14 protein-coding genes, 1 rRNA gene and 2 other annotated features are annotated in these 26,373 nt (G+C 45.7%); of the genes, 8 read left to right on the plus strand and 7 right to left on the minus strand.

What is annotated here, in order from left to right:
* The first annotated feature begins 142 nt into the window (after positions 1–142).
* Complete coding sequence (locus HMPREF1212_RS26365) at positions 143–4,378, plus strand: hypothetical protein (protein ID WP_157317035.1); 4,236 nt, start codon at positions 143–145, stop codon at positions 4,376–4,378.
* A gap of 152 nt (positions 4,379–4,530) precedes the next feature.
* Here HMPREF1212_RS26365 and HMPREF1212_RS16305 read toward each other — a convergent pair whose 3' ends face one another.
* The 4 genes from HMPREF1212_RS16305 to metA all read right to left on the minus strand — a co-directional run bounded on the left by HMPREF1212_RS16305 (position 4,531) and on the right by metA (position 10,547).
* The gene (locus tag HMPREF1212_RS16305; protein ID WP_046150447.1) at positions 4,531–5,805 is read right to left on the minus strand and encodes an ATP-binding protein; all 1,275 of its coding nucleotides are present in this window, start codon (positions 5,803–5,805) and stop codon (positions 4,531–4,533) included.
* Positions 5,806–5,930: 125 nt separating this feature from the next.
* Positions 5,931–7,787, minus strand: a complete 1,857-nt coding sequence (locus HMPREF1212_RS16310) for a peptidase U32 family protein (RefSeq protein ID WP_046150048.1) — start codon at positions 7,785–7,787, stop codon at positions 5,931–5,933.
* A gap of 33 nt (positions 7,788–7,820) precedes the next feature.
* Entirely contained in the window at positions 7,821–9,566 is a 1,746-nt protein-coding gene (locus HMPREF1212_RS16315; protein ID WP_046150049.1) for an ATP-binding protein, read from the minus strand.
* Between the two features lie 48 nt (positions 9,567–9,614).
* The gene (metA, locus tag HMPREF1212_RS16320) at positions 9,615–10,547 is read right to left on the minus strand and encodes a homoserine O-acetyltransferase MetA (protein WP_028728834.1); all 933 of its coding nucleotides are present in this window, start codon (positions 10,545–10,547) and stop codon (positions 9,615–9,617) included.
* A 376-nt stretch (positions 10,548–10,923) separates the two neighbouring features.
* Between metA and HMPREF1212_RS16325 the strand changes: the two genes are divergently transcribed.
* The 7 genes from HMPREF1212_RS16325 (at position 10,924) to HMPREF1212_RS16355 (ending at position 18,759) form a co-directional block, all read left to right on the plus strand.
* Positions 10,924–11,709, plus strand: coding sequence for a DUF4469 domain-containing protein (locus tag HMPREF1212_RS16325; protein WP_028728833.1), 786 nt, complete (start codon positions 10,924–10,926; stop codon positions 11,707–11,709).
* A 147-nt stretch (positions 11,710–11,856) separates the two neighbouring features.
* Positions 11,857–12,708 carry a hypothetical protein gene (locus HMPREF1212_RS26370; RefSeq protein ID WP_052725018.1) on the plus strand — a complete coding sequence of 284 codons (852 nt, stop codon included), beginning with the start codon at positions 11,857–11,859 and terminating at the stop codon, positions 12,706–12,708.
* A gap of 13 nt (positions 12,709–12,721) precedes the next feature.
* Positions 12,722–13,537 (plus strand): hypothetical protein, encoded by an 816-nt coding sequence (locus HMPREF1212_RS16335; RefSeq protein ID WP_046150050.1) that lies wholly within the window; start codon positions 12,722–12,724, stop codon positions 13,535–13,537.
* A gap of 26 nt (positions 13,538–13,563) precedes the next feature.
* Entirely contained in the window at positions 13,564–15,411 is a 1,848-nt protein-coding gene (locus HMPREF1212_RS16340) for a hypothetical protein (protein ID WP_046150051.1), read from the plus strand.
* Between the two features lie 148 nt (positions 15,412–15,559).
* The gene (locus tag HMPREF1212_RS27205; protein ID WP_198293272.1) at positions 15,560–16,747 is read left to right on the plus strand and encodes a fimbrillin family protein; all 1,188 of its coding nucleotides are present in this window, start codon (positions 15,560–15,562) and stop codon (positions 16,745–16,747) included.
* 57 nt (positions 16,748–16,804) lie between these two features.
* A complete protein-coding gene (locus HMPREF1212_RS16350) occupies positions 16,805–17,776 on the plus strand; it encodes a fimbrillin family protein (protein ID WP_046150053.1) in 972 nt (323 codons plus the stop codon).
* Positions 17,777–17,832: 56 nt separating this feature from the next.
* Positions 17,833–18,759 carry a fimbrillin family protein gene (locus HMPREF1212_RS16355; protein ID WP_046150054.1) on the plus strand — a complete coding sequence of 309 codons (927 nt, stop codon included), beginning with the start codon at positions 17,833–17,835 and terminating at the stop codon, positions 18,757–18,759.
* A gap of 103 nt (positions 18,760–18,862) precedes the next feature.
* On the opposite strand, the gene HMPREF1212_RS16360 is transcribed toward HMPREF1212_RS16355, so the two are convergent.
* From HMPREF1212_RS16360 to rrf, 3 genes are all read right to left on the minus strand, one after another.
* Positions 18,863–23,380, minus strand: coding sequence for a multidrug efflux RND transporter permease subunit (locus HMPREF1212_RS16360; protein ID WP_082099902.1), 4,518 nt, complete (start codon positions 23,378–23,380; stop codon positions 18,863–18,865).
* A complete protein-coding gene (locus HMPREF1212_RS16365) occupies positions 23,377–24,543 on the minus strand; it encodes an efflux RND transporter periplasmic adaptor subunit (RefSeq protein ID WP_028728829.1) in 1,167 nt (388 codons plus the stop codon). The genes HMPREF1212_RS16360 and HMPREF1212_RS16365 overlap by 4 nt, the downstream gene beginning before the upstream one ends.
* A 321-nt stretch (positions 24,544–24,864) precedes the next feature.
* A 5S ribosomal RNA gene (gene rrf, locus HMPREF1212_RS16370) occupies positions 24,865–24,975 on the minus strand.
* Positions 24,976–25,094: 119 nt separating this feature from the next.
* Positions 25,095–25,939, minus strand: a sequence feature (23S ribosomal RNA rRNA prediction is too short).
* Between the two features lie 9 nt (positions 25,940–25,948).
* Positions 25,949–26,285, minus strand: a sequence feature (23S ribosomal RNA rRNA prediction is too short).
* Positions 26,286–26,373: the final 88 nt, after the last annotated feature.

Below are 26,373 nucleotides of genomic sequence, written 5' to 3' on the forward strand. Positions count from 1 at the left end.
TCACGCAAAGACCCTTTGCGCGGTAAGGCAAAGACCTTTTGCGTGGGCGGGCAAAGATGCTTTGCATAAACAGACAAAGGTGCAGGAGGCAATAATAGCGAAACATAAATATGAAGAATATTAATTTAAAGATATAAAGTTTATGAAAGAACATTTACTACGAAAATGGATAACAACGTGTTGGATAGGGATATTTCTCCTGTTAACGTCTGTGATGGCAAAAGGACAAAGTGGTTCAACGTATCCCGTTTCTAATTATTATACTGGTGGAACACTTAATGATATAGCGGAGGTTACAATAACCCAAACAACAGAAGTTCCCCTTCTGACTTACCTCACAATTAAAATGCGACAAGGTTTTAAAATTGAACAATTATATCTAAATAACACGTTTTTGGGATCTATAGAATCAGGAAGTAAGAACGGTGATTATATTACTTATACAAAGAAGATAAATACTACTATGTATGATTCTTATACAAATGGTGGTGTAAATATCTCTTTTAAAGCCCAATATACCTTTTCTGATATTGAAGACCTGAATGATCTGAAAAGCATATTCAATTATTATGCTCCCAACTCCACAGTACTATCACAAACTGATGCCAATACCTTAGAAGTAAGTCAAGCTATAAATGGACCAGGTCCGGGTAGTTCTGTTAATCCCATGAAACTTAATTTTATACCCCAAAGTGGACCTATTATCATACATCAGATGAATGCTAATAGTCGTATATCCAATTTTGATATAAATCTGAACGGGGGAGATCTCACTTTTAAACAAGAAAAGCATACCGGTTATTTTTTGCCTTCTATCGAAATGAACTCTGGTTCACTAACATTGGAAGGGAAAAACGCAACCCTTGCATCATTAACTATGAAAGATGGTACTCTTTCTCTGAAAGATGGTGCAAAAATCAATAATCTCACCGCCAATAAAGGGAATATAACAATTACTAATAATACATCTTCTTCCTTTGAAGAACTATCTATTGAAGGAAATGTCACAATCATTGGAGATTGTATTATCAAAAATGAACCAGCATACAGAAAAAGCGACTTCTTAGCAGAAAAAACCACCATCAAAAGAGGTACAGTAGTCCTAAAACGACTTAGATTGAGTCCTAATTATCCTTTATTTGTAGAAGATGGCGATGTAACATTTGAAGAAGTTGCATGTGCACAAAACTTTAATGCGAATTCTTCTGGTTTTAATAAAATCACCTCAGCCATACAGCAAAAAGGCGGAAATATACTATTAAAAAATTGTTACCTGAATAACATTGTAAGAGATGACAAAAATGCAGATTATTTCATCAACGTAAATGCAGGATCATTGATTATAGATGGCGGACTCTATTTGAAAAGTGGTGAGATAGGATTGCTTCGTATGACAGGAGATGAAGCCCATGCGACAATAAAAGACGGAAACTTCCATTCAGCCGGTTTTAATGAAGATTACTTTGCCATTTATCAGGAAAAAGGAACAACAAATATCTCAGGCGGTCTATTTCGTGCTCCGGTCTGTATTGAAGGAGGAACTTTAAACATTTCAAAAGCCCATTTCCCCGTAGAAAATACAGTATGGAATAAGATTGCTGCAAACATCCATATACTGGGTAATCAGGCAAAAGTATCTTTAAGTGGCGGATATTACGGCGGATATGCTGTATATATAGACCCCAGCCTTTCCATTCCCCCCGAAAGTTTATTAGCCGACAGCTATGGTTTTTATACATGGAACCAGAAAAATCAACCAGATACCGAAGTTACCCATTTGGAAGCAACAGCATCCTACTACGGTGTTTCTTATAAATACCTGAAATTTGGACAGGTAAAACTCAAAGACTCAACTCCTGTTTCCAATGACCGTTTGGAAGCTGCAAAAACAGCCGATATTGGACCTACCGGTACAGATATAAAAGTGATAAAAGTAAACGACAAGCCGGTTCCCAATACAAATTATGACCTCCAAATAAATACACCTAAAGGACTGGTTTGGTTAGCAACAAAAAGTGATCATGATAAATATGGTATAATGAATGGGGCAGAATATAAATATAATAATATTAATGTGATACGGCTTACTGCTGATCTTGATATGTCTGCTTACGACTGGATTCCATTTAGTTCTATAGGACAAAAGTTTGATGGACAAGGACATTGTGTCAGCGGATTGAATGTAAGCCAAAATGAAGCCGCCTTTATGTCTTATAATTCGGATACTTTAATTAATCTGGTGGTAAGCGGTCAGTTTAATAGCATTTCTACTCTCTATACCAATACAGCACAATATGCAGCCGGACTGGCTATACGAAACAACGGTACAATTATAAATTGCGGTGTGCAACAAAGCATAGTATCTTGTACAACTACCGATATTTTAGATGCTTGGGTCGGAGGTTTGGTTGCCATAAATCAGGGTTCCATCCAAAATTGTTATATGACAGGAAATGTAACTTGTTATTCAACACCAATAAACAGTATACTTCCTCCTGATAATCTGGGAAAAAGCCATAGAATCGGAGGAATTGTCGGGGAGAATTGGAAAAACATTTTAAATAGCTATCATGCTGATGGAATAATTAATATATCTCCAAGTACCACAACAAACCTGGATGTAAAAAAAGATGATATTGCCGTGAAATATCAAGATGCGTCTCAAGATGATTGTACGACAACCCCTACTTTAGAAACTCTAAATAAAAATGTCGAGACACACAATGCAGATATTGAAGCTGAGGGAATAACCTGGAGCAGCTGGATTATCTCCGATGGTGTTAATAAGAATCTTCCCGTTCATGAGTATAAAGAAGATACGAATGATCCGGACGGCCCTTCTTCTATCGAATCTAAATTTACCTTATTAGTTCAGGGCAACGGTGATTTCAAAGGTACATATTATGTATCTAAGAAACCAACAGACCCGGAATCAGCACCAGAAGAACGAACCATTGTAGCAGACACCACAATCACTGTGATTAATGGGAAACCCTTCAGCTTGACAGCTACTCCCGGCAAAGGGGCCAGTTTGGAAAAAATTGTTCAGATAATAAATACTAACGAAATTCCATTGGATGATATAAAAGAAGGAGAATCCTTTACTTACAATGTAGTAGTAACAGATACTTTAAAAGCTTATTTCCGTACCGATACTTTGTATGTGGAAAATGATACGACAGTGATAGGAAACACCGAAGATATTACGGAAGTTAAGCAAATCAGTATCTCCGACGCTGGCACAAAAGATAAGCCTGCAGTCATTGAATTAGGTAATGTAACTGTAAAGCCGGATGAAGATCCGAATAAGGAGGCAACTACGACTATCAACGAAGATTCTCATGTTATTCTTCAACTTTCCGGCAATAACAGTTTAGGCAAGCTGATTAACGAAGGAAATACAACATTGAAATTTGCAGATAATCAAGCAGTAACTCCTAATCTATCGGTAACAGAGGTAGTAAATAAAGGTGTCCTTGTAGATGAAACCGGTCTGATAAAAACGGTACAGGACGAAAACGGTGATCTGCAATTGAGTGTTAAAGAAGAGACTAACAAAGAAATTAAAGAAGGCTCTTCAACCACGTTGACTGCCGGAGCACAAGTCGGTGACATTTATAATGTCATATTCTTGTGGCAAAGATGGAACGGTTCGAGTTGGACTGATATACAAACAACCACCGAAACATCACAACAACCTTCAATTCGAACCAGAACAGTGCTTCGCGCTTCTTCCCCTATCGAATTGACTAATACATTACCGGTTACATTGAATACGGCTGACACGTATCAGTATCGCTGTTTAATAACTAACAGCAAAACAGATGTTAGTACCACTTTAACGGTAAAAGCAGAAGTGAAAGTCACTGCAACAAGTGGAGATCCTGATCCTGTTCCGGAACCTGATCCTGTTTTTTATAATGTTATCTTACCCTCTGTGGCAGGTGTAAAAACAGAACCTTCCGCCGGAACTTATCCGGTAAAAGCAGGAGATTCTTTTACATTCAGCCTGACATTAGAAGAAGCATATAACGAATCTCATCCCATTGTAACAGTCGGAAACCATGAGATCATCCCTGCTATAAATGGAGATTATAAAATACAGACTATAACAGAAGATATCTCAATTTCAATAGAAGGTATTGTATTGAATATTCCGACAAGTAATATCGTGACAAAAGAGAAAGCCATAAAAGTATGGGGTAATAAGAATACATTACATATTCTTACTCCCCAGCGGACGAAAGTCTTTATTTATACATTTGGAGGACAACTCTATAAAGCGCAAACTGTATCGGGAAAACATAGTTTCTCCGGGATACCTCCCGGAAATTATTTGATTTATATCGATAACAAAGTATTCAAAATAGCGTTGTAAAGTAACATATTTTTAGTCAGTCGGACATCTCCTCCATCCTCACCAAATCACAACCGCGGAACTGCATAATAATACAATGCAGTTCCGTTTTTTTAACGTGAAATTCAAAGGTTTCGCGTCAACAAACGTCAGAATTAATTTACACTGCCAGATCAGTCCTTCAGGCAGCCTATCGGCACTACGTATACGCCATCAGTCCTTTGATAAGCATACGAACCGTTTGCAGTCAACACCATCAGGAACGACGGCTTCTTCATCTTCGTCGTATCTATCTTTTCCGCCAGAGAAGTAAGTGTTTGTACCCCTTCTTCGATGAGTTTGTCGCCCCCCAGCTTTATTTCAACCAAACCATAATGTCCGCTTCGCAGATGAATCACAGCATCGCATTCTAAGCCGTTTTTATCACGATAATGATAGACAGAGCCGTTCAGTGCCTCCGCAAACACGCGAAGGTCGCGCATACAAAGTGTTTCAAATATCAATCCGAATGTATTTAGATCAGAGATGAGATCGTCCGGCCCTAACCCAAGCGCTGCAGTCGCGATAGAAGGATCTGTAAAATAGCGTGTATCCGATGTGCGGATAGCCGCCTTAGAGCGTAAATTAGGATTCCAGGCTTCTACATCCTCCACTACGAAAATACTTTTCAAGGCTTTGATGTACGACGCTATGGTCTCTTCACTAAGCGAATCCCCCTCATTGTCTGCAAGATCAGCACGCATGGTTGCATAACTTGCCTGAGCCCCCTGGTGGCGGGCATACGAACGTAGCAGGCGATGCACCCTTGCCGGGTCGCGCTCAACGCCATCTGCCTGTTGAATATCGCGCTGTTCTACGGCGGTAAGGTAATCGAATGCCTGGTCTAAAGCGATATCGTCCTCCATGTCCACAGCCAAAGGCCATCCTCCACGGCAGGTGACAAAAGCAACTCTTTCCAAATCCAGCTTCGATACTCCTTCTATCTGCTTTTTACCCTCGAAAATATCTTTGAGAGACACCTCACCCGTAGAATCTCCTGATTCCCAAAGCGACATCGGTCGCATTTTCAACCAACCAAACCGTCCGGTGCCACTATGTACAACCGAACTCATATCAGCAGGCACGCACGAACCGGTCAGGATAAACAGCCCCAATTCATGACTATGATCCGCTTCAAAACGAATACTATCCCATAACTGCGGAGCGACTTGCCACTCATCGATCAAGCGTGGCTTATCCCCCCTTAACAGCAATCCCGGATTCATTGTTGCCAATTGTTTGTTCTGTTCTATTTTGCCGGATTCGGACATATACAACACGCTTCGTGCTATCTGTTCTGCCGTAGTAGTCTTTCCACACCACTTGGCGCCCTCCAACAAAACAGCTCCTTTCCCAGCCAGTTTTCTAACCAACAAACGGTCGGCAATTCGTTGTTTATATGCTTTCATCATATTTCTCTATTTTGAATAAAGTTATTGAAACTGAGAGCAAAGATAATACTTTTTCTTGGCGTTCGGTCATTTAGCGATGTTTCGTTCGGCTATTTGGCGGCGTTTCGTTCGGTCATTTGGCGCTATTTCATCCGGTCGTTTGGCAAAAAGTCCGTAGCGTATACCAACATCTGGCATCGCTTGCAATCGAACTGCAGGCGGAGCCGGGTGTCTTTATATAAAAGGTAATAGGGTTCCTTATAAGGGGACTTTTGCTTCTGATAAGTCGGACACCATCCCATACTATACCGCAAACAATGCTTCATAAACATCAACGGTACATCTTTCTCCGGCTTTAACTCGAAAGCTTCGGCAACCGACTCTACCCCGTGCGTTTTATAAAAAGCCTCTGCCCGGCTGTTCGATACATTCCCCAGATAGGTCAACTGGCGTTCCGGGAATGGAATCTCTTTAGCAGGTTCAACCTTACGCGACAGTTCACGCTGATAGCGGATCATACGGTCTGACTGTAACTTCTCTACGGCCTTGCGGCGCATATCTGCCAGAAGGGACGACGGGACGAACCAGTTTTCACTCATCCCTATATATACTTCCGATGCTTCAAACGGCGTGTTTCCCAGCTTTGAAAGCTGTGTACGGATATTATCCTGCTGGTCACGGCGGGCAAGCTCTTTATTGAAAGGCTCGGTCAGCATGACACGTGCACCGGTTTCATCCTCCATAACCAGCGTAAAGCCGAAAGGATTGTCGAGGAATTCCATCTTTACAGCCAGCTTACGCTCGGCAGAAGGTTTCGCCAATTGCTTTTCAAAAACCTGGTCGAAGTTACGATACAAAGGTGTCTTGGGCTTTATATCCGGCATATCCAACGGAAAGACACGGTTCGCCTCTACCCTGTTGACACGAAACCCTTCCAACTCACCCCGGCTATTGAAGAAAACCAGGCCATCTCCGTTATTGAGTTGCTTCAGTCCGGCAATGGTAAAGGAGTTTCCTTTCAGTTCCTTAACTGTTCCTACGGGTTCACCTAACGATTTCGGGGTGTTGAAGGCTGTTATATCTTTTGTACGTTCATGCAGGAAGAAAGGAGTAAATCCCCGGTTGAAACTTTTCTCGGCTACCGACTCAAACTCATAGCTGCTTTTACCTGCCGAAGCACGGACATATTCGGGTCGGCGCGACAAGATAGCGTCGAGCTTCTTCCGGTAATAAGCCGTTATGTTCTTTACATAAGTGACATCTTTCAGGCGCCCCTCTATTTTAAAAGAAGAAGCACCCGCATCCAACAGGGCTTCCAGTTGGTCGGAACGGTTCATATCCTTAAGAGACAACAGATGTTTATCATGCACGATCTCGGTGCCGTTGGCATCCACCATCGAATAAGGCAGGCGGCAATACTGCGCACACTCCCCCCGGTTGGCACTGCGTCCGCTAAGCGCAGCACTCAAATAGCACTGCCCGCTATAACTCACACACAATGCCCCATGTACAAAAACTTCCAGCGGCACAGATACCTGCTCCGAGATACTGCGGATCTCATTCAGCGATAATTCGCGCGCCAGGACGACCTGGGTAAAACCGGCTGCTTCCAGAAACCTGACCTTTTCGGGCGTACGGTTATCCGTCTGGGTACTGGCATGCAAAGGGATCGGCGGCAGGTTCAGACGGGTGATCCCCATATCCTGCACGATCAGGGCGTCGGCACCGGCCTGATAAAGATCCCATATCAGTTTTTCCGCTTCCGGCAATTCCTCTTCGCGAAGGATCGTATTCAGAGCGACATAGATACGGGCATTATATAAATGAGCATGCTCGCAAAGGGCACGGATATCATCCAGTGAATTACCGGCTGCGGCACGGGCTCCAAACTTCGGGGCACCGATATACACAGCATCGGCACCATGATTAATGGCTTCGATACCGCAGTTCAGATCTTTAGCCGGCGAGAGTAATTCTATGCGGCGGGGTTTTATTGGCATATTGTTGTTTCAGATTTATCAAAAAAGTACAACTCACAAAACAAATTCGCGCATCACCTCCGGTTGCCAGCCACGGTAAACAGCGGCTAGCAGGCGTAAACGGGTGTTACCGGTGCTGCTGAGTATCTTTTCGTCTGCGGCGTAACGGTGCAATTGTTTTTCGGCTTCCTGCAATAAGGCTTCCACATCGGTTGTCGTATCATCCCGTTTCAGGAATTTCAACTCTACCAGATAGGAATATTGCATATCCGGATAGTTTGCCAGGTTGGGCATCAGGTAAAGATCGGAGAAACCACGGCCTGCCTCAAACTCAGGCCAGATAATAAAGTAATCCGTCAACCCCATATAAGCAACCATCAGTGTTTTAATGGTCGACTCCTGATAGATCGTATCACGAAGAACCGCTTTCTTATCAACCTGACGGGCAAAAAAGTCCAAAGCTGCTTCCCATTCCCCGAAATAAGCCATACGCCGCATCCGGTCGGACAGGTCCATAAAAGGAAAAACAACCGACTCGCGTTCTTTCATCGCTTCCACCAGATAACTGTAAATCTGTTCGCGGACGGCCAGGTTAGGTACTTTCATGATCGTTTCGCCATATTCCATCCGGTCGTAAGTCAGCAAGCCGAAATAGTAAAGCAGCGAGGTAAAGTTACCCGGATCGGCCAGGTTCTCTGCAGGAAAACTGTCTTTTATCACGTTTCCGTTCACTTCGCCGGTATCGATCAACTTTGTAATGACCGAACAACCTTCTTCCTGCATCCTGTCGATACGGATAAAGTGGCGCAATTTGCTATAATCCGTCCGGATATTACGGTCGACCATTTCGGAAGGCGGACGTTTCCTCTGTAAATAATTATTCAGGAAATAGAGCACCATATCCGAATTATACATCGTCTGCCCGATACATTCTTTGGCAAAACAGTAATTATCGTACCAGGGTTTCATCATCCGGACAATATCATCGATAGAATCGGCCAGCATACCTTCCGATTGGTAATAAGATAACATCTCATGCAGTTCCGATTCGCTGAAACCGACCATCGAATTAAACTGTTCATTTGTCGTTATATTCGTCCCGATATTGAAACCACTCGTCACATCATCCAGCGTAACGGGCGACACACCGGTAATGAACATTCGTTTCACTGGGGCTTCCGCTCCGGTGGTAACACCTTTTACCACATTAAAGAATGAGCGATAGAAACCTGAATCGTGCGTCAAAGAATGATACACATCATTTCCTTTAGAGGATAATATCGTATTGGTAAAATTATCGTATTCGTCGATCAGCAAGTAGATAGACAGTCCTTGTTCTTTGGCACACAAGCAAATATATTCCAGACGTCCGGCAGCCTCCGGAATCAATTTTAGCTGTTCCTGGAAATCAGGTTTAAAATAAGAAGCATATACACTGGCAAAATACGCTGTTTCCAAACTGATATGCCGGTTGAAGGCAGCTTCCAGTTTATCGTCCGTAGCCCTTACCATGCTGAAATTAAAACGTAAAACCAGGTATTTACCCTGTTCAGCAGTCGGATGCTTGCCGATGTATTGATTGCCGAACAGTTCCTCAAAACGGGCGGCATATTTCACATCGTAATAGCAGTTAAGCATATTCAGGAACAACGACTTCCCGAAACGGCGCGGACGGATCAGAAACAGGAAACGTCCGGTCTGCTCCAACAGATCAATATACTGCGTTTTATCTACATAGTAATAATTATCAGTCATTACTAATACATAATCCGTCAATCCGTAAGGTATTTTCTTTGCCATATATACTCTTTATTTAATAGTTTCGTCAGCTCCTTTCGGTAGCGATATTTACAGACTACCCAGATTCTTTATATCCTCGATATTGAACGGTGTTTCCTGGTAAACGTAATAGTTCAGCCAGTTCGTAAACAGTAGGTTCGCATGGCCGCGCCAACGAACTACCGGGCCTTGTGCCGGGTCATTGTTACGATAATAGTTATGAGGGACAGAAATAGGAAGCCCTTTATTTATATCGCGGATATATTCATCGCTCAATGTATAAGGCGAATACTCCGAATGCCCTGTGATATAGAACTCACGCCCACCACGCGACATCGCCATATAAACACCCGATTCCTCACTTTCAGAAAGCAGCGTCAGCTCGGGCACCTTGCGGATATCTTCGCGGCGGATTTCCGTATGACGGCTGTGCGGCACATAAAACTCATCATCGAACCCGCGGAATATCGGCAGGTAAGGCTCGCGCAACGTATGACGGAACACGCCGAACATCTTCGCAGGCAAATCATACTTAGGCACGCCATAGAAATGATACAGACCGGCCTGAGCCGCCCAACATATATATAATGTAGAGGTTACATGCGTACGGGCCCAGTTAAAGATAGTCGTCACTTCATCCCAGTAGCTGACCTCTTCGAAAGGCATCTGCTCCACCGGGGCACCGGTGATAATCATACCGTCATAATAATCCTTTTCTATATCATCGAAGTCCTTATAAAACTCCTGCATATGTTCGATCGGGGTATTCTTCGGGGTATGTCCCTTTATCTTCATAAAGTCGAGCTCTACCTGCAAAGGAGTATTACTCAGCAGACGGATCAGGTCTGTCTCTGTTGTGATCTTCAGCGGCATCAGGTTCAACACCACCACGCGCAAAGGGCGGATATCCTGTTCCGAAGCCCGCAACGAGTCCATCACGAAGATGTGTTCCTTCTTAAGAAGTTCAATAGCGGGTAAATTCTTTTGTAAATTTAATGGCATTGTGATTCCTCTCTATTTATTTTTCAGAAGTACAAACTTAAGCAAAATATACGATTTAAAAACGTTTACCCGACAAGAAAATAATAGTATAACGCAACATTCAATTGAAAAGATTCCGCAACAAGATAATCCCATTGAGAAAAAGAGATACACTATTTAGATAATAGTTCTTAATGGACTATGCATTTATTAACAGCCGCAAATATAGGAATAATAATTGATAAACAAAGCCTTATCTCTCTTTTCTTATTTTAGCTCCTCTCAAAAACAGCAGATATATTTAACTACATTACACATATAATATACTAATACATAGTCATTTATAAGATTAACAATCACCATAGTCCATTAAGAACTATGGTAAAATCAATTCAATATGGCAATAGAAGAACCTAAAAAACACAGCATTACCGGTAACCTGGTAGCCAACATGCTAACAGAACGTGAAGATGATTACACCTTCAATGTTACTTACACAGCCAACCGTACCATCAAAGATCTTTGCCGATTAGCCGCCAACAGCAGTAAATTCACGGCATCCGAGCTTGAGAGTGCCTACAAAGACCTGGAAGAAGTAGCCAAAGCAGAAGTATTTAACGCTGCAACGGTAGAATTTGGTTTCACCAACAACTCGCTGGGCGTAGACGGCCCCTTTATCGGGCCGGCTCCACTCTATAACCCTCTCGTCAACAGCGTTACCTTACGCTGCATTCCGCGATCCGTATTCAAAAAAGAACTGGCTGATATGGACGTGATTGTCGGACAGGTAGCCGAAGGCCTGCCTACCATCAGCACCGTAACCGATGTAGTGACAGGCGAAGTGAATGCCCACATCACGCCGGGCGGTAGCCTTAACGGCAAAGGCAAGCGCCTGCGCATCATCGGCGAAGAGGGCAAAACTGTCGGTTATTCCTTTATTAATACAACCGACAATACCGAAACTGTCGTTCCCATGACGGCCCTTTCACGCAATGAACCGTCTAATTTCTCTTTCATCATTCCGCAACTGGCCGATGGCTCCTACTATCTGGAAATAGCCACCCAGGCAGGAACCAACAGCAAGACATTAGTAAAAGAGGTGCGCCGCAACCGTTTCCCCTACGTATTGACCGTTGGAAACGGAGGCGGAAGCGGAGAAGACGACCGCCCGGTAATCGAATAAAACGCACCGCTCCCTTTGACGGAGGTCGTCAACCCGGGTTGACGGCTCCCGTCAATGAGCGTTGACGACCTCCGTCACCTCTCGTTGACGATCGTCGTCAAAAAAAAGTTTCCAAACAAAAAAGCTAAAGAGGTAAAATCAATTCACATGATGAAGATAAACAAGCATCATACATACAATCGGGCAGCCTGCATTTGCATCGCTGCCTGTCTGCTATTCCTGTCGGCGCTGACGGCATGCAGCAGCGAGGCGGAACCGGAAGTCATGAACGAGGAATGGATACCCCTGGAAATCAACATCGGCAGCATCGAAAAGCTAGAAGTAAGCCCTATGAGCAAAGCCGAAACGACAGAACTTCCGGATATCGTCAGAACGAAATTCAGAGTGGGGGATGAATTAACGCTGTACGTTTCCGGTGAGCGTCCGTCTCTCGTTATCCTGCAAGCCGACGGCTCCTGGAAAAAGGAGGGCGGCGCATCACTAATGCTCCGTCCTAACACCGATTATACCATTTCTGCAGAATATGGAACCAAATTGGAATACGATAGTTTCGGCAATACCGACTACTTGCTGGCAGAAGATGCTATTCCTGTCTATAACGAATCAACCAAAACATATACTTGCAGTTTCAACTTCAAGCGTCCTGATTTATATTCTTGCTTAAAGATAGAATTTGATATAATAGATCCCGGTGATCCGATAGGGGAGGATCTCAATGGACCTGTATATGTAACCTTTACAAATGCAACGCTTATTACAAATCGTAGAGCTCTTGGTCCATTTCCTATTATCAACAACTGTCTCGAAACTTTTTTTAGGGGGGATGGGCTGGAAGATTTTATAGTACATGGTGTAACATTGGAGCGTTCAGATCGTCAAGGAGAGGTACGTCTCGAATATTTCGACTCCGAGAATTCCAACTATAGTTTCACTCTGACTCCCAACCATATTATAAACGTACGCCTGATATACCCATATCCCGTATGGGAAATACCTTAAACAAAGATAATTCATGAAACTATTCTATTTACCGGCCATTATTCTGCTAGCAGTAAGTTGCACGAACGAAATAGCGGAAAATACCGATACCGGAGAAAACATTCTCCGTATCGGAGAGATCGACACGCGTTCCGGCGAAACAAACGAATGGGTATGGAAAGAAGGCGACAAGTTGACTGTTGAGGCGAATAGCCAGACCGCCGTTTATACACGTACCGCCGAAGGGAAATGGACTTGCGGGAATGCATCTTTCACCAAAGAAAAACTTGGAATGGTGGCGACTAACGGCGTTTCATTTACTTTTGGCCAGTGCGAAATTACCGAGGATCAAACGACAGAAAGTAAATACCGCGAAGCCGACTATATGACCGGCACCGGATCGCTCGACGTTGTCACGATTAGCGGTAGTCTGACCCATCAGCATACCGATATGGTAATCAATATTACAGAGGGCAAGGGATGGAACGATATGTTCGAAACTGCAATGGCCGATGCTGCTATCGGGTTCGATATAGCAGCAGGTGGAAGCCATACCGTCAAGACATACCATAAGGGAGCCACTTTCCGGGCAATTCTCCCGCCGAACTCGGTACCCACAGGCAAGGACATTACTCTGGGAACCCTGACATTAGGAAATGGCAACGGTACCCCACAGGCACTAAGAGGGAAAACAGCGACCATTATCTACACCAACAATAATGGTTTAACGGCAATCGGTAAGCGGCTCACGCTCACCGTTGAGTTGGACGCATTGCTTAACCTTACGATAACCGGCATAACGGTCAATAATTTTACCGGTGTAGACGTTTCCGACGAACTCAAACCATAATCACAAGTCAACAAAATACATCTCAAATGAAAATAGATCGTTTATTCAACAAAGGCATCACCGGTATGCTGGCACTGGCCGGCATCTTGTGTGGCTGCGCGGAAGAAGAGCACGAAATCTCGCAAACAGTGCCCCTCAGTATCTCGGCAACCTGTCCGGTTCTAGCCGGAGACGTTACTACCCGCACCACAAATACAGAAGTGAAAATAGCTTTGAACGCTACGGCGGGAGGGTATGCGACAACCGCAAAGACATACCGGGTGACAACGTCGCCCTCTATCACATTCGCCCCCCAAGACGCAGATAACACCTGGGAGGTTACAGGCGATCTCACCTTGACACCGCTTACCATATACGGTTGGCTCGACGAAAATACACCGGTAGCCTGTAGCGAAAGCAACATAGCGGTCAGTAACGGCAATATATCGAATGTCGCTCTTTCTCCGCTCTATGCCTGCATCGGCGTACGCGTAGTGCTCGGTAAAGATACGGAAAGGGCAGGTACCTACAAGATTAGCAGCAAGCTGAATGGTATCGGTACCGCATCAGCTAACAATGACTGGGATACGTCAGGGGTTATGCCGGTTCTCAAGGCCGGCAGTTCATCGCCAGCAGCGATAAAAAATACCGATAAAAAGACAGTCAAAGAAATCAAAGCCAGCGATCTCACCACCGACTACTTTATGCGGGTTGCCCCCACCACAATTCAGCCGTCGACCGCTAGCCTCTTTACGATTACCTTACCGAACGGTCAGCAATTGCCGATCGCTTCCGGCGCAAAGGCAATAACGATTGAAAACGGAAACTGCTACTTCTTCACCGTCAACATCGGTAGCGAAACCTCTTTGACGATCAGCATCGAGCAAATGACGATGGATGCCAAGACAACCATAGTACTCCACCCTGACAATGTCCCCCGAAAGCCGGGTATTTTTTCCAGAAATGATTGGGATCAGTTTGTGGAGGCCTACAGGAACAGGCAAGATATAACGAAATGGCTGGATTCGGACCGTGTCCTTAATTTATATACAGACATCGACTTGAATAATGAAGAATGGATACCGTTCACCGGTAACGGTGATGAGGGATTTGGTTTTAATGGAAACGGCCATACAATTTACAATCTGAGAACTATTTCAGAAGGTGGAGGAGGAGGATTTTACGCATTCCTATACGAACCATACAGCATAAAAGGATTGACTATAAATGGGGTTAGTGTTATATCCGGTTACAATGGAAGTAGCGGAGCTTTTGTAGGCTCTTTATCTGGAGGGTCTGTTATTGATTGCCACGTTAAAGGGAAGGTCGAGATTAGTGCATATGAGTTTGCTGGTGGCATAGTTGGAGCCTGTCATAATGGTCAGGGAAATATTTATGCATGCACATTTGCACCTGATGAGATGCCTATCCTAACCGCACCAATAGCTGTAGGAGGTATAGTTGGTCGGTCAGAAGGGAGCTACCGTGTAATGGGCTGTATAGTCCATGATTTTACTTTTACAGACGAAGATGCAGAGTTATTGGGCGGTATCTCTGGGATGACAGAAGGTGATGATATCTGTCAAGGTTGTGTAGTTTATAAGATAAAAGTCAATAGGAGTGGGTATTTGGGGTGCATAACCCCTACGAGTAATTATCGGTATTGCTATTACTATGATGTATTCGGCCGTTCTTCTTCAGAAAGTGAGGGGGCGAATAGTGTAGCTATAAACAAATTGGAAGATCTTAGTAACAAAACAGTTATAACCGAACTTAATGTTCCTTTATACTATTCACTTATTGAACCCAAATTCCATTTTGAAGCATCCCCCACTCCTACAATAACAGGCCCGACAATAAAACCGGGGGAACCGGAGGAACCAATACTAAACTAGCCTCCCTCCGCTCTTTGACATATTGGAAATGAAAACAACCTGATTCAAACAACATTTCCAATATCTCAAAGAACGAATAGGGTATATTAAAATTGATTCGTAAACGATTTAATATAACACATACATGTTGAAAGTAAACATACCGATATTGAAACATCACCTATTCGCAGCTTTCAGGGCATTACCGTCAGCCGCCATCGTCGCACTGCTGTCGTTGGCGCTTGCGGCATGCAGTAAAGACGATCCCGAACCGGAGCCGCCCCTCCCGCCGAACCCGCCGACACCGGTTGAGCCCGGCGCTGCGCAAAGGGTGGCCCTGCGCCTTCAGGCACGTCCTGCCGGCGACAATCCCGAACCCTGGTCGCCTACCGACACCCTGCACCTGGTACTGGCTGAACCCGCTGCCCGCACAGCCTTGGGCGATACCGCCCTGTTCCGCTACGTCTTCCCCGAAAAGGCGGATGCAACGGATAAGGCAACCTGCTTCATCCCTGTTTCGGCAGCCGACAGCGCTTTTCTCCCGTCCGACAGCAGCCTGGTAGACCTGATGGTTTACCGCCCGGCATCACCTGCTTTCCAACTCGACCGCTTACTTCTATCCGTCGACACCCGCGAGCAGACAGCCACCGGACGCCCCCTGATGACGGCCGAGCGCACCGTCGGACTTCATGCCGGACAGCCCGAAGCCAACATCGTCCTGTCGCATCGCCTGACAAGGCTATACGTCAATATGAACATGATAGACAGTACCGGCACTGCCACTGCCACCGCTACCGAAATAAAAGCAAAAGCAGTCGCAACCTCTATCACCTTACACGGTAACCCGGCGCAAGCCGTATGGAGCCTGCCCGACGAGAGATTCATCGAGTATGGCGACACGCTGCCGCAACCTTTTGCCATGCAGAACGACGGGCTGGGCGGTTACCTCTATACCCTACCCGGTATCGAAGGAAATACACCTTCCCTGACACTGACGATAGAGATTCCCGACCGCGCCCCGTTAAATATCTCCTTGAACGAATACCTGCCGGAAGGCTTACTGCAAACGGGTGTCTCCATCGAAATACAGATAGATGTGCCGAAGAACCCCGATCCCGGTATAGACCCGGAGCCCGATCCAACCCCTGACCCTGACCCGAGCCCAGATCCCGATCCTTCACCGAATCCCGATCCGAGTCCCGACCCAAATCCGAACCCGAGTCCCGACCCGGACCCCAGCCCGGGCCCCGATCCGACTCCGCCCGATCCGAATATTCTTCGCATACAGGTAACGCAAAGCGACTGGGAAGATATCATCTACGATATTACCCTCGACCCTGACGGGGAAGGCTGGTAAGCGGTTATTCACAAACAAATAAGTAAATAGAATACAAACAATTAAAACAATATCCTCATGAAAACAAAACAACTCACAAACGTAGCCCTGTCTCTTAGCTGCTGTCTGGCAGCATTGACAGCCTGTGTTGGGGAGGAAACCGAAGTTTTCCCCCCGGAAAAGCAACCGGTAGGTATCTCCGCCACGATCACCGGAGAGGTGACGACCAAAGCGGAGCCGGATTACAAGCCGGCATCAGATACGAAGATTTACATGTATTACAAAAACGGTGGCAATACCACTACCGGCGAAAAAGGAATTTACACGTATAATGGTGCTAGTTGGAATGCTGCCGACGAGCTTTTAAATGCCGGGGATCGTATCTTCTGGGACGATCTTGTAGCAGTATCCGGCAAATATCCGTTCTTCGCCGTCTCTCCTAAAGACCCCGCCGGTGTAACAACAGGCTCAGTCGAGACAGACCAAAGCAGCGAGCCAAACTTCGCCAATGCCGACCTGTTGATGGCTTACAGCGAGGTGGCCAGGCAGGCAAAAGTGCCCCTTATATTCAAGCATATGCTTGCCAAATTGACGGTAAAGGTGAATACGGGAGTAGTTTCTGCTTCCATTAACCAAATTAGCGTTTCTGTTAAAGATGCAATAAAGGAGTATACGGTAGCTTACACAGGAACACTGTCCGGAGATTCACCGGCAAAGATAACAACCGGCTCAGAAAGAAATGCAACCTTTACCCCACACACTGAAAGTACAGAAAGCAACGGAAAGGTCTATGTTTATTCCGTGATCCTTCCGGCACAGGATATCAGTAGCGCAGCGGCAAAGGTAAAAACAACGATCACGATTGGTAATCCGGGTAGCACGGAAGACCTTGTATATACGTATGCCCCAACTAGTGCAACCACACTTGCCAACGGCAAAAACACCATCCTGACACTTACCGTTAACGGGACAGTGCTCGAACTCGGGGATGTGAAAGTGACAAATTGGAATGAAGTTTTGGCAGACGGTAATATATCTCTCGACAAATAACTCTGGCCATAGATATACAAAACAAATTATTCACTAGTACAATAATATTAAACAGTATGAAAACAAGAAGTTTAGTAAGCGGCACAGCCGCATTGGCGTTAAGCGCCCTCTTATTCACCTCATGCAGTAACGAAGACGATCCGGTGCCTGCAATCAGTAGCCAGTATGTAACCATTGCCCCCAGCGTAAGCGGCGAAGTAATCACCAGAGCCGGCAGTGCCTACGGGGAAGATGGCGACAAATTGTATCTGTATTACAACACGGCCGGAAGCACTACTGCCAACCAATTTGCCGATTTCCGCTACGATGGTACGATCTGGGATTTGGGGACAACTAAAATGAAGTGGAGTGATTTACATTCCGCAGCCTCAGGTAATCTCCCGTTCTACGCAACCGCTCCCGTTATAGCTCCGACAACTGCTACAAAAGTGGAAACCGATCAAAGCTCAACTGCCGGTTATAAAAAATCCGACTTGCTGGTTGCCTATAAAGAGATAGCAAAAGCCGGCGATGCGACAAAATACACCGCTCTTGACATCGACATGAAGCACGTACTGGCTAAGCTGACTATCGAGGTCAACGCCAAAGCGATAGATGGTGCCACTATCAACTCGGTTACGATCAAAGGTGCTGTACCTGATTATACGGTAGCTTACTCAAGTTCCGAAGTAACCCCGGCAACAACAGCTGCTGACGGTTCTGATAAAGCTGAAATCAAGCCACTGCAAAACGGTACGGTTTATAGTGCAGTTCTACCGGAACAGGCAATCAAGAAAACAGACGGTATTATTATCGTTATCTCAGTTAACGATAAGACCTTTACTTATCAGCCGACAGATGCCATAAACCTGCAGCAAGGTAAGAACACCACGCTGAAGCTCCGTCTGTCCGGTGAAGGTGTAGCCCTGGGTGATGTTACCGTTTCCGATTGGGGAAAAGGTGATACGACACAAGGTAATATCGAGGAAGATCCCCAACCCTGATACGGGATCATAAAGATACAGGCCGTATCCTATTACTATAAGATACGGCCTGCTTTTTTTGCGGCTCCCTGTCGAGCGCGGGGATAAGGTACATAAGGACTAATCAATTACTTTCATATCCTCCTCCCAGAGCTTTATACAGATAAACAACCGCCAGTAATTCATTTAGTACAGCATTGTTCAAGCTGATCTGGGCATCCAGATATCCACGCTGGGCATCCAATACATCGATATAATTAGTTACTCCGTTGATGTATTGCAGTTCCGCCAGTTTCAGATACTTGCCGGAAGCGGCTTCCAGCCTTTCCTGTGCAAAACGGATCTCTTTCGCTTTGCGGATAGTTATGATCGCATCATTCACCTCTTTAAAGGCACCGATCACACTTTTCTGGTAGCTGTACACTTCCTGTTCGTAACGGGCTTTGGATGCTTTCAGTTTCGCTTTATTCTTACCCATAGCAAAAAGCGGTTGAAGCAGGTCGCCTGCCAGGAACCAGGCCGGGCTTTTCAGCAGGTCGCCCAGTTCTTCGCTTTCCAGTCCGAAGTTGCCGGTCAGACTGATCTTGGGGAACAGGTCGGTATAGGCTACTCCCACCTTGGCATTAGCTTCACGCAACTTCAATTCGGCCTGCCGCATATCGGGACGGCGTTCCAGCAAAGCGGACGGCAATCCTACCGGTAAGGCATCGGGCAAGCGCTGTTGTCCAAGAGATAATCCACGGGGAATATAGCCGGGATATTCGCCCAACAAGAGGGATATATCATTTTCTTTTATCCTGACCTGACGTTCCAATGACGGGACAAGTGTTTCCGTACGGGCCAATTCCACTAATGCCTGGTTGTAAGAAGTCTCGGAAGTCAACCCGCCTTCAAAGCGAAGTTTAGCCAGACGAACACCTTCACGACGGGCTTCCAACGTCTGACGGACGATATTCAACTGCCGGTCGAGGGCACATAATTCATAATAAGCAGCAGCTACTTCAGCGACTAAAGTCAGTTGAAGGCCACGCTGGGCCTCTACCGATTGCAGGTAAGCTGCGATGCCGGCTTCATTTGCCCAACGCAGGTTTCCCCATAGGTCGAGTTCCCACGAGAGAGTCAGCTTTGCTCCATATTCAGGATCGGGCTTCGGATTATCACCGCCATAATTTAAACGCTCCTTCTGTCCGTATATACGTGCTCCGATTTCGGGGAACTGTTCGGCAAAAGTGATACGTTTGGCGGCTATCATCTCTTTGATCTTGGCTGCTGCAATCTTCATATCTTTATTATTTTCCAGAGCCGTTGTTATCAGCCGTTGCAAAGTGGTATCGGCATACAAACTTTCCCAGGGAATGTTCTCCACGGAAAGAGTATCCGATTCGCCCTCAAACTGAGCCGGAAGATCCAGATCCGGACGGGCATACTTCTCTCCCAGCTTACAGGAAGAGAGCGACACCAACGCAACCGTCACAACCGCAATAAAAAGGAACAGCTTTCTCTTCCGGAGAATTTTCTCCTTCGGAATGATCCGGCTAACGCGTTCCAGTTTCAATACCTTCTTTACTTTATAGATAAAGACAAAGAAGAACGGTACCAGCACAATCCCCACGGTAATAACCACCAGCATACCAAAGAAGACTCCGGTTCCGAGACTATGACGGGAAGCCGAACCCGGCCCGCTGGCCAACACCATTGGAAGCATACCCAGTACAAAAGCCAGGGAAGTCATCAAAATGGGACGGAAACGCATCTGGGCTGCATGAATGGCCGCTTTTATGACGTCGACACCCGCATCCACCTGTACCTTGGCAAACTCCACGATCAAAATCGCATTCTTTGCCGCCAAGCCTATCAGGGTGACAAGCCCGATCTGGAAATAGATATCGTTATGTAATCCGGTAGCCCAAATCCCCAGATAAGCTCCCAGGGCAGCAACCGGTAACGACAGCAATACGGCAATCGGTACAATCCAGCTTTCATACTGTGCTGCCAGGAATAGGAAGACGAACAGGAAAACAAGTGCAAGCACCATACCGGTCTGCCCTCCGGCTTTCTTTTCCTGATAAGACAATCCGCTCCATTCCACACCGATATTATCCGGCAGATGTTCGCGGGCGATCTGTTGCATAGCAGCCATCGCTTCTCCGGAACTGTATCCGGGAGCAGCCACGGCACTGATCGCAGCCGTAGAGAACATATTGAACTTCTTGATCGTACCGGGCCCGGTTGTATAACTTGTCGTACCTAACGCGGTCAAGGGAACCATCGAACCATTCTGTGCTCTTACAAAGAATAAGCCCAAGCTTTCAGGAGTGGCACGGTAAGGTGCTTCCGCCTGGATATATACCTTATATATACGGTTGAACATATTGAAGTCGTTCACATAGACGGATCCCAGATAAGCTTTCATCGTCGAAAAGATATCGGTCAGCGGAATACCCAGGAATTTAGCGCGGTCGCGATCCACATCAAAATATAACTGAGGGATCTGCGGTTGCAAAGCAGAAGATACACCGGTCAGTTCCGGTGCTTTCGATGCATACAGCATGAAGGTATCGGTTGCACTTACCAGATTTTCCCAGCTGGCTTCCCCACGGGCTTCCAACTGCATTTCCAGACCACCGCTTTCTCCCAGACCGGGAATCACAGGCGGACGGTTCAGATAAGCCAATATCTCAGGATAATACTCAAACTCCTTACGGGCAACTTCCATTACATCTTCAACTCCCATGCCGGAAGATTTACGTTCTTCCCAGGGTTTCAGAATAACGGTAAGAGTAGAACGGCTTTGTGATGTTCCTACACGAGTACTGCTACCGGTTACGTTTTGCACATAGGCTACAGCCGGTTGTTTCTCCAAAAACTCGATGGCACGGTCGGTCACCTTACGTGTACGTTCAAGGGTTGCTCCTTCGGGCATTACTAACTCCACGGTGAAAAAGCCCTGGTCTTCTTCAGGGATAAAACTGGTCGGAATAAAACGGTTCAGTACAAAGATGAAAACCAGCACCATACCGAAGCCCGCCAGTATCCGCTTAGGATTTCCAATAGCCTTTGACAACAAATGGATATATTCATTATTTCCCTTATGCAGCCAGATATTGATTTTACGGAACACGAAATTCTTCTTTCCGGTGGTCGGACGCAAGATCAAGGCACACATAGCAGGACTCAAGGTCAAAGCGACTACTGTTGAAAGCAATACGGAAACAACAATCGTTATAGAGAACTGGCGATATAACGCACCGGTAATCCCGCTCAGGAAACTTACAGGAACGAATACGGCAGCCAGTACCATTGATGTTGCGATCAAAGCGCCGGTCAATTCACGCATGGCCTTATGGGTGGCTTCACGGGGTGTCAGCTTTTCTTCATGCATAACACGCTCCACATTTTCAACGACAACAATAGCATCATCCACCACGATACCGATAGCCAGGATCAATCCCAGCAAGGTCAGCATATTCAAGGAGAATCCCATGATCAACATGAATCCGAATGTACCGATCAGAGAAATGGGAACGGCAATAGTCGGGATCAAAGCGGCACGCCAGTTCTGCAATGACAGGAACACTACCAATACTACCAGGAACAAGGCTTCAAACAAAGTCTTATAAACCTCATGGATCGATTGTGAAATATATTCCGTCATATCGAACGGAAACTTATACTCCAATCCTTCCGGGAAGTTCTGGCTGATTTCTTTCATCGCTTCCTTTACATTGGTGGCAACTTCCAGCGCATTAGCTCCCGGCAACATATAAATACCGAGGATCGCAGCGTTCTCTCCGTTTATCCCACTTTCAGTAGAATAGGAAGAGGCTTCCAATGAAATACGGGCCACGTCACGCAAACGGACGATAGAACCGTCTTGGTTAGCACGAACGACAATATCTTCAAACTCTTTCACTGTCGAAAGACGGCCACGGGCTGTAATAGGTATGGTGACATCGACATCAATAACCGGTTGTTTTCCCAACTCTCCGGCTGCCGATTCACTATTCTGCTCTTTCAAGGCATTCTGTATATCTTTTACCGTCAGTCCCATATTGGCAAGACGATCCGGATATACCCATATCTGCATACCATAATAACGGCTACCGATGTTCGATACACGTCCTACTCCCGGAATACGGCGAAGGACATCGAGCACATTGATCGTAGCAAAGTTACTCAGGTAAATCTCATCAAAGCGCGGATCATCCGAACTCAGACTTAATGTCATCAACTGGCTGGCGGATTGCTTCTCCACCGTGATACCGTTCTGTACGACATCGGACGGAAGACGCGATTCTGCCAGTTTCACACGATTCTGTATTTCTACAGCAGCCAGGTCAGCATCTGCCGACACATCGAAAGTGACCGTAATGGTCAAACCTCCCGAATTACTACTGCTACTCTGCATATAGATCATACCCGGAGTACCGTTTAATTCCTGCTCGATCGGCGTAGCTACAGCCTGCGACACCGTCAACGCACTGGCACCCGGATAAGAGGCACTGATCTTCACGACCGGCGGCGTGATCTGCGGATACTGATCCACCGGCAACAACATCAATCCAATAATCCCGACGATAACAATTAATAAAGAAAGTACAGTCGAGAATACGGGACGGTCTATAAAGAATCCCGGTTTCATTCGCCTGCCTCCTCTCTATATGCTTCGACTGCCTTATCATCACCGGCCTGAACCGGACGTACCAACATACCGGGAACTAACTTATGATAGCCTTCTACAACGACAGATTCATTTTCACCAAGACCACGCTCGATAACAATGCTGTTTCCTATTTCCGGCCCAGTCTGTACAAAACGTTTCTCCGCTACATTGTCACGACGGATAATATAAATAAAGACACCGCCCTGTTCAATGGAGATGGCTTTCCGGGGAACAACGATTGCATGTTCACGCACATCTAATAATAGTTTCACGCGGGTAAACTGTCCGGGAAGTAATTTTTGATTCGGATTAGCTAATTCTGCACGTACACCGAAAGTTCCGGTTTGTGGGTCTACGATCGGGTCAGCGAAATCAACAATACCCTTTACCGGATATTCAGAATTATCGGCAAGGGTTACAGTGACGGTCGGTTGCCAGGAACGGGTTGTATCCTGTTCACCGAACTTGATATTACGACGTTCAGCACGCAGATAATCCAATGCCGTCATTTTAAAGTCTACCAATACCGTATCGCTTTTTACAACAGCAGCCAGTTTTGAATTGACACCGGGCCCCACCAGAGCACCGACATCGACAAAACGTTCACTGATATATCCCGCAATCGGTGAGGTAACTGTCGTATATCCTAATTCCAGTTGAGCCTGATCAAGATCAGCTTTACTCATAGCAATATTAGCTTCCGAATCATCCAGAGATGCTAATGCGTTATCAAGATCCAGCTGACTGGCGGCATGTTGTTCATATAAGGGTTGTAAACGTTCCACATCCCTTTTGGCTTTCGCAGCCTGGGCTTCATTCTTTTTCAGTTGTGCTTTTGCTTTTTCTACACGTGCTTTATAAAGTGCGGAGTTTATTATAAAAAGAGGCTCGTTCTGTTTAACCTCTTTCCCTTCCAAAAAGAGCATTCTTTCCAGATAACCTTCAACACGTGCATGTATCTCTACATAGCTTGCTGCGCGGATTCGACCTACATATTCACCAAAGATCTGCACATCTTCTTTCTTTGGCTTATCTACTATAACAAGAGGGCGCAAGGGCTCTTCTTTCTTCCGACATCCTGTTACCAACATTAAAAGGGCAATTAAGATCAGCCCTCCTTTCATCAATCTTTCTCCTACCATTCTCTAATATCTATAAATGACATTTAAATAACCTATTCTTCTATCTCTATATCTTAAGAATGAAATAACCGTACCATTGTTCAATACTGACTGTTAAAAAACGCTATACAGCTAAATATTAACCAAATAAATAAACAGTTAAATAGAACAGCTTCTTTTTCAAAAATGAGTGTTGTGGAATTATTCCACAGACAAGTGTTATATAATCCACAAAACAAATATAAACCAAATACAAATAATGTATTTACAAATAGCTATAAATGCAAAAAGGGATCAACCTTACGATTGATCCCTTTTCCTTGTTTTGAGTTCTTGACTCTAAAACGGCGGCTATCTACTCTCCCACTTTTACGCAGTACCATCGACGTGGTTGGGCTTAACTTCTCTGTTCGGAATGGGAAGAGGTGGATCCCCAACGCTATAACCACCTTAATATCTTTAAGATGTTTGACCTAGGACAACGTTACTTTAACGTAACCTTTGCTTTATGGCCTGTATTGCTACTTGCCATCTGCTGATATATCAATCCTTCCTACCGGAAATAGAAAGTCTCGGGCTATTAGTACTACTCGGCTTCGACATTACTGCCCTTACACCTGTAGCCTATCAACGTCGTAGTCTACGACGACCCTCATGGGGATATCTAATCTTGAGGCTGGCTTCGTACTTAGATGCTTTCAGCACTTATCCAATCCAGACTTAGCTACCCGGCGGTGCACCTGGCGGTACAACCGGTAAACCAGTGGTCTGTCCAACACGGTCCTCTCGTACTAGTGTCAGAGCCTCGCAAATATCCTACGCCCACGATAGATAGAGACCGAACTGTCTCACGACGTTCTGAACCCAGCTCGCGTGCCACTTTAATGGGCGAACAGCCCAACCCTTGGGACCTTCTCCAGCCCCAGGATGTGACGAGCCGACATCGAGGTGCCAAACCGCTCCGTCGATATGAGCTCTTGGGAGCGATCAGCCTGTTATCCCCGGAGTACCTTTTATCCTTTGAGCGATGGCCCTTCCATGCGGAACCACCGGATCACTATGCTCTAGTTTCCTACCTGATCGAGTTGTCTCTCTCCCAGTCAAGCACCCTTATGCCATTACACTCTACGACCGGTTACCAATCGGTCTGAGGGTACCTTTAGAAGCCTCCGTTACTCTTTTGGAGGCGACCACCCCAGTCAAACTACCCACCATACAGTGTCCTCGCTTAGCGAGTTAGAACTCAAACAACCAAAGGGCCGTATTTCAACGGCGACTCCACAAACACTGGCGTGCCTGCTTCAAAGTCTCCGGCCTATCCTACACATTAGTTGCCCAAATTCAATGTAAAGCTATAGTAAAGGTTCACGGGGTCTTTTCGTCCCATCGCGGGTAATCGGCATCTTCACCGATACTACAATTTCACCGAGCTCACGGTTGAGACAGTGTCCAGATCATTACACCATTCGTGCAGGTCGGAACTTACCCGACAAGGAATTTCGCTACCTTAGGACCGTTATAGTTACGGCCGCCGTTTACTGGGGCTTCAATTCAATGCTTCTCTTGCGATGACATCTCCTCTTAACCTTCCAGCACCGGGCAGGTGTCAGGCTGTATACCTCATATTTCTATTTTGCACAGCCATGTGTTTTTGTTAAACAGTTGCCTGGACCTATTCTCTGCGCCCACCTGTTACAGTGGGACCCTTTATCCCGAAGTTACAGGGTCAATTTGCCTAGTTCCTTAACCGTGAATCACTCGAGCGCCTCAGTATTCTCAACCCAACTACGTGTGTCCGTTTACGGTACGGGTACTCTATGAATATGCTTAGCGGATTTTCTAGGGAGCCTG

The organism is Parabacteroides sp. HGS0025 (assembly GCF_000969845.1).
GTDB classification, from domain to species: Bacteria; Bacteroidota; Bacteroidia; order Bacteroidales; family Tannerellaceae; genus Parabacteroides; species Parabacteroides gordonii.